This is a genomic window from Pseudomonas sp. 2957, from assembly GCF_031456345.1.
Classification (GTDB): Bacteria; Pseudomonadota; Gammaproteobacteria; order Pseudomonadales; family Pseudomonadaceae; genus Aquipseudomonas; species Aquipseudomonas siliginis.
The window spans coordinates 697,947-712,677 of sequence record NZ_JAVDUL010000001.1 but is presented as its reverse complement, the minus strand read 5'-3'; the positions used below and the strand labels follow the sequence as shown (position 1 = coordinate 712,677).

The 14,731-nt window shown below is 57.7% G+C and carries 13 protein-coding genes; 2 read left to right on the top strand and 11 right to left on the bottom strand.

The window, feature by feature from the left end; genetic code table 11:
• Positions 1-5: 5 nt before the first annotated feature.
• Both J2Y39_RS03280 and J2Y39_RS03275 read right to left on the bottom strand, forming a co-directional pair.
• Positions 6-458: a PaaI family thioesterase gene (locus J2Y39_RS03280; protein ID WP_042607592.1), complete on the bottom strand. Its 453-nt coding sequence runs from the start codon at positions 456-458 to the stop codon at positions 6-8.
• Positions 455-931: a PaaI family thioesterase gene (locus J2Y39_RS03275; RefSeq protein ID WP_310215064.1), complete on the bottom strand. Its 477-nt coding sequence runs from the start codon at positions 929-931 to the stop codon at positions 455-457. Before J2Y39_RS03275 ends, J2Y39_RS03280 begins: the two co-directional genes overlap by 4 nt.
• A gap of 158 nt (positions 932-1,089) precedes the next feature.
• Between J2Y39_RS03275 and J2Y39_RS03270 the strand changes: the two genes are divergently transcribed.
• A complete protein-coding gene (locus tag J2Y39_RS03270) occupies positions 1,090-1,326 on the top strand; it encodes a hypothetical protein (RefSeq protein ID WP_056783899.1) in 237 nt (78 codons plus the stop codon).
• 61 nt (positions 1,327-1,387) lie between these two features.
• Here J2Y39_RS03270 and J2Y39_RS03265 read toward each other — a convergent pair whose 3' ends face one another.
• Positions 1,388-1,789: an MAPEG family protein gene (locus J2Y39_RS03265; RefSeq protein ID WP_310215060.1), complete on the bottom strand. Its 402-nt coding sequence runs from the start codon at positions 1,787-1,789 to the stop codon at positions 1,388-1,390.
• On the bottom strand, positions 1,789-2,526 hold the full coding sequence (locus tag J2Y39_RS03260; protein WP_016773682.1) for a DUF599 domain-containing protein: 738 nt from the start codon (positions 2,524-2,526) through the stop codon (positions 1,789-1,791). Before J2Y39_RS03260 ends, J2Y39_RS03265 begins: the two co-directional genes overlap by 1 nt.
• 232 nt (positions 2,527-2,758) lie before the next feature.
• Between J2Y39_RS03260 and J2Y39_RS03255 the strand changes: the two genes are divergently transcribed.
• Positions 2,759-3,988 (top strand): hypothetical protein, encoded by a 1,230-nt coding sequence (locus J2Y39_RS03255; protein WP_310215051.1) that lies wholly within the window; start codon positions 2,759-2,761, stop codon positions 3,986-3,988.
• A gap of 95 nt (positions 3,989-4,083) precedes the next feature.
• Here J2Y39_RS03255 and brnQ read toward each other — a convergent pair whose 3' ends face one another.
• The 7 genes from brnQ to J2Y39_RS03220 all read right to left on the bottom strand — a co-directional run bounded on the left by brnQ (position 4,084) and on the right by J2Y39_RS03220 (position 14,725).
• Positions 4,084-5,397 (bottom strand): branched-chain amino acid transport system II carrier protein, encoded by a 1,314-nt coding sequence (gene brnQ / locus J2Y39_RS03250; protein WP_056783892.1) that lies wholly within the window; start codon positions 5,395-5,397, stop codon positions 4,084-4,086.
• A 482-nt stretch (positions 5,398-5,879) separates the two neighbouring features.
• Complete coding sequence (gene sucD / locus J2Y39_RS03245) at positions 5,880-6,764, bottom strand: succinate--CoA ligase subunit alpha (RefSeq protein ID WP_016773680.1); 885 nt, start codon at positions 6,762-6,764, stop codon at positions 5,880-5,882.
• Positions 6,764-7,930, bottom strand: coding sequence for an ADP-forming succinate--CoA ligase subunit beta (gene sucC, locus J2Y39_RS03240; RefSeq protein ID WP_016773679.1), 1,167 nt, complete (start codon positions 7,928-7,930; stop codon positions 6,764-6,766). The genes sucD and sucC overlap by 1 nt, the downstream gene beginning before the upstream one ends.
• A 182-nt stretch (positions 7,931-8,112) precedes the next feature.
• Entirely contained in the window at positions 8,113-9,549 is a 1,437-nt protein-coding gene (gene lpdA, locus J2Y39_RS03235) for a dihydrolipoyl dehydrogenase (protein ID WP_016773678.1), read from the bottom strand.
• Positions 9,550-9,657: 108 nt separating this feature from the next.
• Positions 9,658-10,893, bottom strand: a complete 1,236-nt coding sequence (odhB, locus tag J2Y39_RS03230) for a 2-oxoglutarate dehydrogenase complex dihydrolipoyllysine-residue succinyltransferase (RefSeq protein WP_130927502.1) — start codon at positions 10,891-10,893, stop codon at positions 9,658-9,660.
• Between the two features lie 44 nt (positions 10,894-10,937).
• Positions 10,938-13,769, bottom strand: coding sequence for a 2-oxoglutarate dehydrogenase E1 component (locus tag J2Y39_RS03225; RefSeq protein ID WP_041479560.1), 2,832 nt, complete (start codon positions 13,767-13,769; stop codon positions 10,938-10,940).
• Between the two features lie 251 nt (positions 13,770-14,020).
• On the bottom strand, positions 14,021-14,725 hold the full coding sequence (locus J2Y39_RS03220) for a succinate dehydrogenase iron-sulfur subunit (RefSeq protein ID WP_016773675.1): 705 nt from the start codon (positions 14,723-14,725) through the stop codon (positions 14,021-14,023).
• Positions 14,726-14,731: the final 6 nt, after the last annotated feature.

Genomic DNA, 14,731 nt, shown 5'->3' with positions numbered 1-14,731 from the left:
GCTGTTCAGGATTTCAAGGGCTCATCAATTTTGAAGTGCGCGCGGGCGGTGGCGATCGGTTCGCCCTCGGTACTCTGCCACGCCGTGACCGCAACGTTGGCCACGCGACGCCCCTGACGGCAGACCTGACACCTGGCCCACGTGTCGCGAAACTGCCCGGCGCGCAGGTAATCGAGGGAAAAATCGATGATCTTCGGCACGCCCGGCGTGCCGGTAAAAATCAGCAGATGCAGGGCCGCGGCCAGCTCCATGAAGCCGGCAATCACCCCGCCATGGATCGCCGGCAATAAAGGGTTACCAATGTTGTCCTTGTTCGCCGGCAGCTTGAACAAGAGCTCATCGCCAACCCGCGAACATTCGATACCGATCAGCCCGGCATAAGGAATCAACGCCAGCAGCGGCGCGTAATCGCCCTGCGCGTGGGCCTGCTGCAGCTGCTCCCTGAGATCGTTGCTCATTGGCTCGCTCCCTTGATCGCGCCCGCGAAACCTTTGCTGCCCTTCAAGCCGATGCCCATGCGCATGAATGTGCCGACGACGTGGGCAATCGGTTGCTCGGGATCGTCCTGGTAGGCAAAACCACGGGCAAAGATCACGTCGGTGGTGACGCGGTAGCACTGGGCAAAGCCGTACACCGCTTTGTTCGGTTCAGCGGCGTGCATGTAGTCGATGCGCAGACCGAGGGTCGGACAGACTTCGAACTCCGGCAGCACGCACAGGGTCGACATGCCGCATGCAGTGTCCATCAGTGAAGTGATGGCACCGCCGTGGATGACTCCGGTTTCGGGATTGCCGACGATTTTTTCGCTGTACGGCAGGATCACCGTCAGCCCTTCGCTGGAGGCACTGTGCACCTGCAGACCGAGGACCTGACAGTGGCGCAATGCCGATAAAAAGCGCGTCGCGCGCTCAAAAACGGGGTTTTCGGCCATGTGATAATTACTCGCGTTTGGGCCTTGTGCCAGTAGTGAGAAAAGCGGCAAAAGTTCCGTGATAAAACAAACTTATATATCTGAAACAATTGAGGAACTTAACCCGTAGCGCCGAGTTCTTAAGGCCAGTAGTTATTTTCCATAAGGAGATACACCCCATGCGTAAGACTTTAGCTGTTGCCTTGATGTTGACCGCTTCCCTCGGTCTCGCTGCCTGCGATAAAAAATCCGAGGACAAAGCTCAAGATGCCAACCAACATGCTGAGCAAGCTCAGCAAGACATGAACAAAGCTCAGGATAAAGTGAACGACGCAGCAAAAGAAAACGCCGAAGCTGCCAAAGCTCAGGCTGAATCGAACGCCGCTGCTCAAGAAGAAGCCGCCAAAAAGCAATAAGCTTTATGGTGTGAAAGAAAACCCGCCAAGTGCGGGTTTTCTTTTGCCTGCGATTTACCGGTTATAGCAACACGGTTCTAAAAGTCGGACTAATCATCAGCAACAACGAACAGATGAAGCCAACTAGCCACATCAGGCTGCGCAACTTCGCCAGATCGGCCAGATAGAACCACAGATAGAAAATCCGCGAGATCACGAAGATGATCGCCAGCGCATCGATCAGCCAACCCGCGGTTTGCGTGGTATGCGCCATCAGCACGCCGATGGCGAAGAGGATGAAGGCTTCGATGCTGTTCTGATGGGCCGCCAGCGCCCTCGCACCGAAGCCAGTCAACTGCGCCTGCTGCTGCCGCGGCAAGTGATTGTCATACCCGCCCTGCTCTTTCATGGCCTTGGCCACCGGCATACGCGCCACATAGATCAATAAAGCACTGATAAACACACACCAGAACGGAATACTCATCAAACAGCCTCTTTGTTCGCCTCAGGGACGGGCGCCTCTGTAGGGGTATAGACCATGACATCGAGAACGTCGGAATGAAACTCGCGGCGATACAAAACCACCACGACTCCCGCGCTCATGATCATGAACAGCCACGGGCTGACGAACCACGCCAGCATACTCATGCCGAAGTAATAAGAACGCAGGCCGAAGTTGAACTGGTTGGCCGCCATCGAAATCACCCGCGCCGCCCGCGAAGCGAACGCCTTGCGTTCTTGTTCAGTCACTTGGCGCTCACCGATCATCGGCGCTGAACCGACCAGAATCGCAGCGAAGTTGTATTGGCGCATGCACCAGCTGAAAGTAAAGAACGCATAGACGAACACCAGTGCCAGACACAGCAACTTGATCTCCGACATGCCCTGCGACGCCTGCTGCACCATCGGAATATCCGCCAACAACGACACGGCTCGGTCGGACGCACCGAGCACGGTGAGGATACCGGCGAGGATGATCAGCGTGCTGGAGGCGAAGAACGACGCGTTGCGTTCCAGATTGCCGATCACGCTGGCATCGGCGATGCGGTTGTCACGCAGCAGCATGCGGCGCATCCAGTCTTCGCGGTACAGGTGCAACACGCTGGCCAGACACGCCGTATCACGGGCCTTCCAGGTGGCATAACGGGTGTAACCGCCCCAGCAGACGACAAACCAGACGGCGGCGAGCAAGTGGATCAGATTGGCTTGGATGAACGACATTCGTTGTCCTGAGCAAGAGGAATGATGGAGGGAACCCTTCGTTTCGACGTGTTGGCTCGTAAAAAGACACGCTCATTGAAGAGTCAAATTTATTCAAAATAGACCGCAGCTATCAGTTTTTAGAGGCTTATACCTGTCAACTCTGACAGTAGCGCCGAGGGTATGGCGAGGCATAAGGTCGTTTTCTCAAACGGGAACACTGACCGCTCCCCTATCAGACAAGGATTTGAGCATGAGACCTTTGAACGCTGCGCTGCCCATTGACACAACGTTTGGCAACCGGGGGTACGCCGAGTCATTTGCTACGGGAAGCCAGGCTTTGAAAATCGCAGGCTTGCGCCCGGATGGAAAGATCCTTCTCGTGGGACAAACTGTTGTAGAGGGCAAAGTCAGTTTTCATTTGGCGCAATTACTGGCGGACGGTACTAACGATACTGGCTTCAACGAAAACGGTTTGATCGTAGGTACGTTTACAGGTTCGGGACAAGCCAGCGGAACTGGCGCCTGTCTTTATAAAGACGGCAAGGCGCTGCTTTTTGGGTATCAATATGATGAGGACCAAGGAACTCGATTTGCGCTTGCCAGATTCTTCGCTGATGGTGAAAGAGATCGCGATTTCGGTCCCGATGGGACGGTTTACGTCCCTTTCCTGCCACAGTCCGAATCGCAATTGCCAAAACCGGAAGCTTCCATCACGTCGCAATCCAGAACCAGGTTAGTACTGACTGCTGATGAAAAAATACTCGTCGGTCAAAGCGACCGACTGTTCAGACTTGATCAGAATGGAGATTTCGATACCGCTTTCAACAACAAAGGCTGGCTGGATCTTGCAATGGGCATTGCTTCGATTTCAGTAGCAGAGGATGGAGTAATCACAGTTACAGGTTCGAGCGCTGGAGAAGGAAAGATTGTGCGCCTGAACGTCGATGGAACGCCCCATAAAGACTTCGGCGATGATGGCACCGGGACCGTCTACATTCCATCGGATTACCCGGTCAGCGTACGAAGCCTGATGTTACGTGCTGACGGCAGCTTCTTTGTTGCTGGCCAGGTCGACACATCCCCCAACGACGTTTGGGGGAAAGGACGCAAAGCAATGATGGCCGCGTACAACCCGAACGGTAGACCAAATCTCGCATTCAATCAGGGTAAGCCTGTTGTCACTGATCTTGGATTAACCGACGGTTGCACTTTGTTCGATCTAAGTGGGGAGCCTGAGGATGGTTTGGTTGTGGTGGGGAGTACAGGGCAAATAACCAGGGAGCAAATGCTTGCCTGCCGCTATCTGGCAACGGGTGAACTGGACACAACCTTTGGGGATGGCAAGGGATACGTTACTCACTCTATGGGGCCAGGTATGCAATGGATCTCGGTGGCAGTGCAGCCCGACAAGCGAATACTCCTGAGCCGTGACAGCGACAACGTCAATGTGGGAGCTCTGGTCGTACGTTATCTGGGTTGAGGATTATCAGCTCTGATAAAAAATGCCCCGTATCGATTGATACGGGGCATTTCTGTTTAACCGTGCCTGACCCGCTTGTGGCGGGTCACATCACGTCAGGCAGGGACTTCGCTGCGCTTGCCCAGCAGGCGATCACAGACCACGGCGACCACCAGGGTCATCACGCATGGCACCAGCCATGCCAGCCCTTGCTCGCTCAGCGGCAGATGGGTCAGCTGAGTTGGCATCCAGTCGGCCAGACCAGCGCCTTTCAGGGCGTCGATGGTGCCGAAAACGAAGGAAACCAGCATCACCGGGCCAAGAATGCGCCCGTGCTCATGCCAGAAATCCTTGCAGAAGCTCAGTGCGACCAGAACGATGCACGGCGGGTAGATCGCGGTGAGTACCGGAATCGAGAAAGCAATGAGCTTGGTCAGACCGAGGTTGGAGACCAGCAGCGAGAACGCCGCGAGGATAATCACCAGCGTCTTGTAGGACAGTGGCAGCACACGGCTGAAGTATTCAGCACAGGCACAGGTCAGACCGACCGCCGTGACCAGACACGCCAGCGAGATCAGCACCGCAAGGAAACCGCTACCCAGCGAACCGAAGGTGTGTTGCACGTAGGCATGCAACACCGCCGCGCCGTTGGTGGCGCCGACCGCGACTTCATGGCTGCCGGAACCGAGGCGGAACAGGCTGACGTAGACCAGTGCCAGACCCACGCCGGCAATCAGCCCGGCAATGATCGCGTAACGGGTGATCAGCGCCGGCGACTCGACGCCACGGGAGCGGATCGCGTTGACGATAACGATGCCGAATACCAGTGCGCCGAGGGTATCCATGGTCAGGTAACCATTGATGAAGCCCTGAGAGAACGGTGCCGCCACATATTCCGGTGTGCCGTGACCGATGTCACCCGCCGGCAAGGCGAACGCGGCGATGCCCAGTACTGCCAGCGCAATGATTTTCAGCGGTGCGAGGAAGCGGCCAACGGTATCCAGCAACCGCCCAGGGTAGAGCGAAATGAAGAACACCAGCAGGAAGTACACCGAGCTGTAGAGGAACAGCGCCAGCGGGCTTTCGCCGGTCAATGGCGCCAGACCTACCTCGAAGGATACGGTCGCGGTACGCGGGGTGGCGAACAGCGGACCCACGGCCAGGTAGCATGCCGCCGCGAGGATACCGCCAGCGATCTTGCCGATAGGGCTGCTCAACGCATCCATCGCACCGCCGACCTTGGCCAGCGCCACCACGGTGACCACCGGCAAACCAACGGCGGTAATCAGGAAACCCAGTGCGGCCATCCAGACGTGAGGTCCGGCCTGCAAGCCGACGATCGGCGGGAAAATGATGTTACCGGCCCCGACAAACAGGGCAAACGTCATAAAACCAAGTGCCAGGATGTCCTGACCTTTCAAAACTTTCATTAAGGTAATACCACACTACTGAAATCGGAATTTAGAGGGGGATTGCCCTGTTGGATTAGGGAAATGCTGTCGATCCGTATGGGACTGACCCTTAAAGCGCGTAGCTGCCTTGTGGGCGGCGGACGCAAAAATGGCGGCCAGCCTAACGAATTTGGCTGACAAACGCACTGTTAGAGGGCGAACTATCCGATACGCGACGTTTCAGTGTCGCGTTTACATATCTATTTTTCATACAGAGAACCTGTATTCATCACAACGAACCTGTGGCGAGGGGATTTATCCCCGTTGGGCTGCGCAGCAGTCCCAAAGAATCCGAGCTGGAAATGACTGACTGATCATGGTCGCTAGCATGGGGGCCGCTTCGCAGCCCAGCGGGGATAAATCCCCTCGCCACAACAGCTCTCAAAATTCTCATACGCCAGAAACGACAAAGGCCACCCGAAGGTGGCCTTTGTTGCTGGAGCTAAAAAGTCAGCCGAAGCTTACTTCTTCACTTCCCAGCCAGTCAGCTCGGCCAGGGCCTTGCCGATGTCTGCCAGCGAACGCACGGTTTTTACGCCTGCGTCTTGCAGCGCAGCGAATTTCTCGTCTGCAGTGCCTTTGCCGCCAGAGATGATTGCGCCAGCATGGCCCATGCGCTTGCCCGGAGGAGCAGTCACACCAGCGATGTAGGAAACAACCGGCTTGGTCACGTTAGCCTTGATGTAGGCAGCCGCTTCTTCTTCAGCCGAACCGCCGATCTCGCCGATCATCACGATCGCCTCGGTCTTCGGGTCTTCCTGGAACAGCTTCAGGATGTCGATGAAGTTCGAACCCGGGATCGGGTCACCACCGATGCCGACGCAAGTCGACTGACCGAAACCGGCGTCAGTGGTCTGCTTCACAGCTTCGTAGGTCAGGGTGCCGGAACGCGAAACGATACCGACCTTGCCTGGCAAGTGAATGTGACCTGGCATGATGCCGATCTTGCATTCGCCTGGGGTGATCACGCCTGGGCAGTTAGGGCCGATCAGGACTACGCCCAGCTCGTCACACTTAACTTTGGCGTCCAGCATGTCCAGGGTAGGAATGCCTTCGGTGATGCAGACGATCAGCTTGATGCCGCCGAATGCCGCTTCCAGGATCGAGTCCTTGCAGAACGGAGCCGGAACGTAGATCACGCTGGCGGTAGCGCCAGTGGCTGCTACTGCATCTTTGACGGTGTTGAACACTGGCAGACCCAGGTGCTCGGTGCCGCCTTTGCCCGGAGTTACGCCGCCAACCATCTTGGTGCCGTATTCGATGGCTTGCTGGGTGTGGAAACTACCTTGCGAACCGGTAATACCCTGGCAGATAACTTTGGTGTCTTTATTGATCAGGACGCTCATTATTTGCCCTCCGCAGCTTTGACAACTTGTTGAGCAGCGTCGGTCAGGCTGGTAGCAGCGATGATGTTCAAACCGCTTTCTGCCAGTACTTTAGCGCCCAGCTCAGCGTTGTTGCCTTCAAGGCGAACAACAACCGGGATTTTCACGCCGACTTCTTTCACGGCGCCGATGATGCCTTCGGCAATCATGTCGCAACGAACGATGCCGCCGAAGATGTTGACCAGTACTGCCGCGACGTTCTGGTCGGACAGGATAATCTTGAACGCTTCAGTAACGCGTTCCTTGGTAGCGCCACCACCTACGTCGAGGAAGTTGGCTGGCTTGCCGCCATGCAGGTTGACGATGTCCATGGTACCCATGGCCAGACCGGCACCGTTGACCATGCAGCCGATGTTGCCTTCCAGCGCTACGTAGTTCAGTTCGAACTTGGCAGCGTGCGCTTCGCGCGGATCGTCCTGCGACGGATCGTGGAAAGCCTTCAGCTTAGGCTGACGGTACATGGCGTTGGCGTCGATGTTGATCTTCGCGTCGAGGCAGTGCAGATCGCCGTCGGCCTTGATCACCAGCGGGTTTACTTCCAGCAGAGCCAGGTCGTGATCTTTGAACAGCTTGGCCAGACCTACGAAGATCTTGGCGAACTGAGTGACCTGCTTGCCTTCCAGACCCAGCTGGAATGCCAGCTCGCGACCCTGGGATGGCTGAGCGCCAACCAGTGGATCGATAGTGGCCTTGAGAATTTTTTCTGGAGTGTCGTGAGCGATTTTCTCGATGTCCACGCCACCTTCGGTGGAAGCCATGAACACGATGCGACGGCTCGAACGGTCAACGACAGCGCCCAGGTACAGCTCTTTAGCGATATCAGTGCACGATTCAACCAGGATCTTGGTGACTGGCTGGCCATTGGCGTCAGTCTGGTAAGTCACCAGACGCTTGCCCAGCCACTGCTGTGCGAAGGCTTTGGCGTCTTCTTTGCTGCGAACCAGCTTTACGCCGCCCGCTTTACCGCGACCACCGGCGTGAACCTGGGCTTTGACGACCCACTCGTTGCCGCCGATTTTGTCGCAAGCTTCTGCTGCTGCTTCCGGGGTGTCTACTGCGTAACCAGTGGAAACTGGCAGGCCGTATTCAGCGAACAGCTGCTTACCCTGATACTCGTGAAGATTCATGCTTTTTACCGTCTTCGTTAGGTACTGCGCATTCGGCGCTGCGCTCGTTTGAGTGCCGCGCCACCTGTGACTGCTGCTTGCGTAGCTGGGCTACGCAAGACTGCGTCCGGCGGACATTCCGCGGTGAGTCTTGCTCGCAAGGCTCACGACGGGCCGTTGCCGCCGTGGTTTCTTATTATGTCTTAACGCTTCTTGCGGTTGGCAATGTGAATGGCGCCGCCATTCACTGCCAGAGCAGCTTCGTGCAAGGCTTCGGACAGGGTCGGATGGGAGAAAACCATCATGCCCAGGTCTTCAGCGCTGGTGCCGAATTCCATACCGATCGCGCCCTGCTGAACCAGTTCTGCAGCGCTCGGGCCAATCACGTGCACGCCCAATACGCGGTCGGTCTTGGCATCGGCGATGACCTTGACGAAACCACCGGTATCGTTGGCAGCCATGGCACGGCCGGAAGCGGCGAACGGGAAGGTGCCGACGTTGACTTCAACGCCTTCGGCCTTCAGCGCCTGCTCGGTTTTGCCAACCCACGCGATTTCCGGGTGAGTATAAATAACCGAAGGGATCAAATCATAGTTCATCTGAGCCTTGTGGCCCTTGATGCGCTCGACAACCATGATGCCTTCTTCCGAAGCCTTGTGGGCCAGCATCATGCCGCGAACCACGTCACCGATGGCGAAGACGCCCGGTACAGCTGTGACGCAATGGTCATCGACCGCGATGAAACCGCGCTCGTCGATTTCCACGCCGCAGTCGGCAGACAGCAGATCAGTGGTCACCGGACGGCGACCAACGGCTACGATCAGCTTGTCGAAAGTGATGGTCTGTTCGCCGTTGGCATCGGTGTAGTTGACGACGACTTCTTCGCCGTTGACTTTCGAACCGGTAACGCGAGCGCCCAGCTTGATGTCCAGGCCCTGTTTGGTCAGGGTTTTCAGCGCTTCCTTGGAAACGGCGGTGTCCGCTGCCATCAGGAAAGTGTCCAGTGCTTCGAGAACAGTCACTTCTGCACCCAGACGCGACCATACCGAACCCAGTTCCAGACCGATCACGCCAGCGCCGATCACGCCCAGACGTTTAGGTACGGACTGGAATTCCAGAGCGCCAGTCGAATCGACGATGACTTTCTGGTCAACCGGAGCCGGTGGAATGTCGATCGGACGCGAACCTGGCGCGAGAATGACGTTTTCCGCTTCGATGACTTCAACCGAACCGTCCGGCTTGGTGACTTCGACTTTCTTGCCGGCCAGCAGCTTGCCGTGGCCCTGGATCGAAGTAACGCCGTTGGCCTTGAACAGGGTGGCAACGCCGCCGGTCAGGTTCTTGACGATGCCAGCCTTGCGGCCAACCATCGCAGCGACGTCCATTTTGACTTCGCCGGTCGAGATACCGTGAACGTTGAAGCTCTCTTTGGCTTCCTTGTATTTCCACGAGCTGTCGAGCAGCGCCTTGGAAGGAATGCAACCTACGTTCAGGCAGGTACCGCCCAGGGCTTGCTTGCCCTCTGCGTCGGTGTACTTCTCGATGCAGGCAGTGGTCAGGCCCAACTGAGCAGCCTTGATGGCCGCTACATAGCCACCAGGGCCGGCACCGATCACTACTACGTCAAATTTCTGCGACATTCAAAAAATCCTCTTTAGCAATAAAGCTACAAGCCGCAAGCTCCAAGCTGCAAGCCCACCCGCTCGCCCTGAGCTTGAGGCTTGTAGCTGAAAGCTTGCAGCTGCTTTTTAGATATCCAGCAACAGACGAGCCGGATCTTCCAGCAGGTTCTTGATGGTCACCAGGAAGGTCACAGCTTCTTTGCCATCGATCAGGCGGTGATCGTAGGACAGAGCCAGGTACATCATCGGACGGATCACGACCTGACCGTTGATGGCCATCGGACGCTGGATGATGTTGTGCATGCCCAGAATCGCTGCCTGCGGCGGGTTGACGATCGGCGTCGACATCATCGAACCGAAGGTACCACCGTTGGTGATGGTGAAGGTACCACCGGTCATCTCGTCCATCGACAGTTTGCCGTCACGGGCTTTCTTGCCAAATGTTGCGATGCCGCCTTCGATTTCAGCCAGGCTCATCAGCTCGGCGTTACGCAGAACCGGTACCACCAGGCCACGGTCGCTGGAAACGGCAACGCCGATGTCTGCGTAGCCGTGGTAAACGATGTCGCCGCCGTCGATCGACGCGTTGACAGCCGGGAAGCGTTTCAGCGCTTCGGTGGCCGCTTTCACGAAGAACGACATGAAGCCCAGGCGTACGCCGTTGTGGGACTTCTCGAACAGGTCCTTGTACTTCGAACGCAGCGCCATGACTTCGGTCATGTCGACTTCGTTGAACGTGGTCAGCATCGCCATGTTCGACTGGGCTTCAACCAGACGCTTGGCCACGGTGGCACGTACGCGAGTCATCGGTACGCGCTTCTCGATGCGGTCGCCGGCAGCGAACACAGGCGCAGCAGCCGAAGGAGCAGCAGCCTTGGCAGGCGCGGCAGCCGGAGCGGCTTTCTTGGCAGCAACTGCTGCTACCACGTCTTCCTTGGTCACACGACCGCCCTTGCCGGTGCCGGCAACGGAAGCGATGTTGATGCCGTTTTCTTCAGCCAGCTTGCGCGCGGCAGGAGCGGCGATCGGGTCATCTTCGCCATCGGCAGCAGCTGGTGCGGCAGCGGCAGTAGCGGCCGGAGCAGCAGCGGCGGCAGGAGCGGCAGGAGCGGCAGCAGCAGCGCCGCCCTCTTCGATCGAGCCCAGGACCTGGTTCGACAGAACGGTAGCGCCCTCTTCGGCAACGATTGCGCCCAGCACGCCGTCTGCTTCAGCCAACACTTCGAGCACGACTTTGTCGGTTTCGATGTCGACGATCAGGTCGTCACGCTTGACGGCCTCACCTGGTTTCTTGTGCCAGGTGGCAACGGTGCCATCGGCAACCGATTCCGGGAATGACGGGGCTTTGATTTCGATAGCCATTATCTGTGGGTCCTTAAAATTCGGTTTCAGTCAGCGCGAAGGCGTTAAACAGTGAAAGCATCTTGCAGCAGTTTTTCCTGCTGCTCGGCGTGCATCGATGCGTAACCACAAGCTGGCGCAGCCGAAGCCTCACGGCCCGCGTACTCAAGTACGAGAGTCTTGTCGAGGTTGGCGATGCTGCGACGCAAGTGATGCTGGCTGCAGTACCAGGCACCCTGGTTCATCGGCTCTTCCTGACACCAAACGGCGTGTTTGACGTTGGTGTACGGAGCCAGGACTTCTTTCAAGTCGTCCTCAGGGAACGGATACAGCTGCTCGATACGCACGATGGCGATATCTTCGCGGCCTTCGGCACGGCGTTTTTCCAGCAGGTCGTAGTAGACCTTGCCGCTGCACAGAACCACGCGCTCGACCTTTTTCGGGTCCAGTGCATCGATTTCCGGGATCACGGTCTGGAACGAACCTTCGGCCAGATCTTCCAGCGTCGAGATGGCCAGCTTGTGGCGCAGCAGCGACTTCGGCGTCAGCACGACCAGCGGCTTGCGCAGCGGACGGATCACCTGACGACGCAGCAAGTGGTAGATCTGCGCTGGCGTGGTCGGCATGCACACCTGAATGTTGTGCTCGGCGCACAGCTGCAGGTAACGCTCAAGACGAGCCGAGCTGTGCTCAGGGCCTTGGCCTTCGTAACCGTGTGGCAGCAGCATGGTCAGACCGCAGAGACGGCCCCACTTGTGCTCGCCGCTGGTGATGAACTGGTCGATCACGACCTGAGCACCGTTGGCGAAGTCGCCGAACTGGGCTTCCCAGATCACCAGCGCGTTTGGCGTGGTGGTCGAGTAACCGTATTCGAATGCCAGTACCGCTTCTTCCGAGAGGAACGAGTCGTACAGGTCGAAACGTGGCTGACCGTCGTACAGGTTCTGCAGCGGAATGTAGGTGCCCGCGTCTTTCTGGTTGTGCAACACAGCGTGACGGTGCGAGAACGTACCGCGGCCGATGTCCTGACCGGTCATGCGGATCGGGTGACCTTCGAACGCGAGGGTCGCGTACGCCATGGTTTCAGCGTAACCCCAGTTGATCGGCAGGCCGCCGGCTTGCATCTTCTGACGGTCTTCGTAGATCTTCGCGACCTGGCGCTGAACGACGAAGCCTTCCGGAATTTCCAGCAGCTTGGCGGACAGCTCTTGCAGGGTCTTCAGATCGAAACGCGTGTCGTGACGCGCAGTCCAGGCGTGGCCCAGGTACGGACGCCAGTCGACGAACAGCTCTTTGTTCGGCTCTTTGACCAGCGATTTCACTACGTGCAGACCGTTGTCCAGCGCGTTGCGGTATTCGTCGACCTTGGCCTGAACGCGTTCAGCGTCAAGCACACCGGCCTGAGTCAGGCGATCAGCGTACAGCTCACGGGTGGTGCGCTGCTTGGTGATCTGCTGATACATCAGTGGCTGGGTGCCGCTTGGCTCGTCGGCCTCGTTGTGGCCGCGACGACGGTAGCAGACCAGATCGATCACCACGTCACGCTTGAACTGCATGCGGTAGTCGATGGCCAGCTGGGTCACGAACAGCACGGCTTCCGGATCATCACCATTCACATGGAGGATCGGCGCCTGGATCATCTTGGCAACGTCGGTGGCGTACTCGGTGGAGCGCGAGTCCAGCGGGTTGCTGATGGTGAAACCAACCTGGTTGTTGATCACGATGTGCACGGTACCGCCGGTCTTGAAACCGCGGGTCTGCGACATCTGGAAGGTTTCCATGACCACGCCCTGACCGGCGAATGCCGCGTCACCGTGGATGGAGATCGGCAGAACTTTCTCACCGGTCAGGTCGTTGCGACGGTCCTGACGGGCGCGCACCGAACCTTCGACCACCGGGGAAACGATTTCCAGGTGGGACGGGTTGAACGCCATGGCGAGGTGAACTTCACCGCCGGTGGTCATCACGTTGGACGAGAAGCCCTGGTGGTATTTGACGTCACCGGAACCGAGCTCGACCTTCTTCTTGCCTTCGAACTCGTCGAACAGCTCGCGCGGGTTCTTGCCGAAGGTATTGACCAGAACGTTCAGACGGCCACGGTGGGCCATGCCGATGACGACTTCCTTGGTGCCGTACGAGCCGGAACGCTGGATCAGTTCGTCGAGCATCGGAATCAGGCTTTCGCCGCCTTCCAGACCGAAACGCTTGGTTCCCGGGTATTTGGTACCGAGGTATTTTTCCAGGCCTTCACCGGCAGTCACGCGCTCAAGCAGGTGGCTCTTGATGTCGGCGGAGTACGTCGGACGACCACGCACGCTTTCCAGACGCTGCTGGAACCACTGGCGCTGCTCGGAATCGGTGATGTGCGTGAACTCAGCGCCGATGGTGCGGCAATATGTCTGCTGCAACGCTTCGTGAATTTCGCGTAGGCTCGCTTCCTCTTTGCCGATGAACAGGTCGCCGGCACGGAAGGTCGTATCAAGATCGGCATTGGTCAAGCCGTAATGATTGATCGACAGGTCTGCAGGTGCAGGACGCTGCCACAGCCCCAGCGGGTCAAGCTGGGCTGCCTGGTGGCCACGCATACGGTAGGCCTGGATCAATCGCAGCACTTCAACTTGCTTCTTCTCGTGCTCACTGCTCACGCTGCCGGCGGAAACCGGTTGGGCGCGGCGCTGGTTCTTTGCCAGCAGCACGAAATGATCGCGAATCGTCGAGTGCGAAACATCAGTGGCAGAGTTGCCGTCGGCTGGCAACTTCTGAAAGTAGGTGCGCCACTCTTCTGGCACAGCGTTAGGGTCGTGCAGGTAGAGCTCATAAAGCTCTTCCACATAGGCAGCGTTTCCACCTGAAAGGTAGGCGCTGTTCCACATGCGCTGCATCACGCTTTCTTGCATGCTTGGTCACCCTCGGTTAGGGGAACACCATCGGTGTCGACACCGAGCAAACTTGCAGAAGTCCGAATGCAGCGACTAAAACAAGCCACCTAGGATCACACTGATAGTCCGGGTACCAGCCCGGATGCCCCTGCTTGTCTCATTTCTTCAAAAGAAGAGCTGCAGCTTATGGCTACTGCTCTGGTTATAGCCATGACGCGGGTTGAAGCCCGCGCCACAGCCTCTACGGTGCAACGGTTACAGCAGCTGAATCACACGCCGCTCGAAAGCAGCATGTTACGGATGTGACCGATGGCCTTAGTCGGGTTCAGGCCTTTCGGACATACGTTGACGCAGTTCATGATGCCCCGGCAGCGGAAAACGCTGAACGGGTCGTCAAGTGAAGCCAGACGCTCGCTGGTCTTGGTGTCGCGGCTGTCTGCCAGGAAGCGGTAGGCTTGCAGCAGCGCAGCAGGACCCAGGAACTTGTCCGGGTTCCACCAGAAGGACGGGCAAGAGGTCGAGCAGCAGGCGCACAGGATGCACTCGTACAGACCGTCGAGCTTTTCGCGCTCTTCTGGCGACTGCAGACGCTCGATGGCCGGAGCCGGCGTGTCGTTCTGCAGGTAAGGCTTCACCTTCTCGTATTGCTTGTAGAAGATGCTCATATCGACGACCAGGTCACGGATAACCGGCAAACCTGGCAGTGGACGAACGATCAGCTTGTTGCCTTTTACAACGGCAGACAGCGGCGTGATGCAGGCCAGACCGTTCTTGCCGTTGATGTTCATGCCGTCGGAGCCGCAGACGCCTTCACGGCAGGAGCGACGATAGGAGAAACCTTCGTCCTGCTCTTTGATCAGGGCCAGCACGTCCAGCACCATCAGGTCTTTACCACCGGTATCGACCTGGAAATCCTGCATGAACGGCGCGGCGTCCTGATCAGGGTTGTAGCGATAAACACTGACTTGCAACATGGCGGT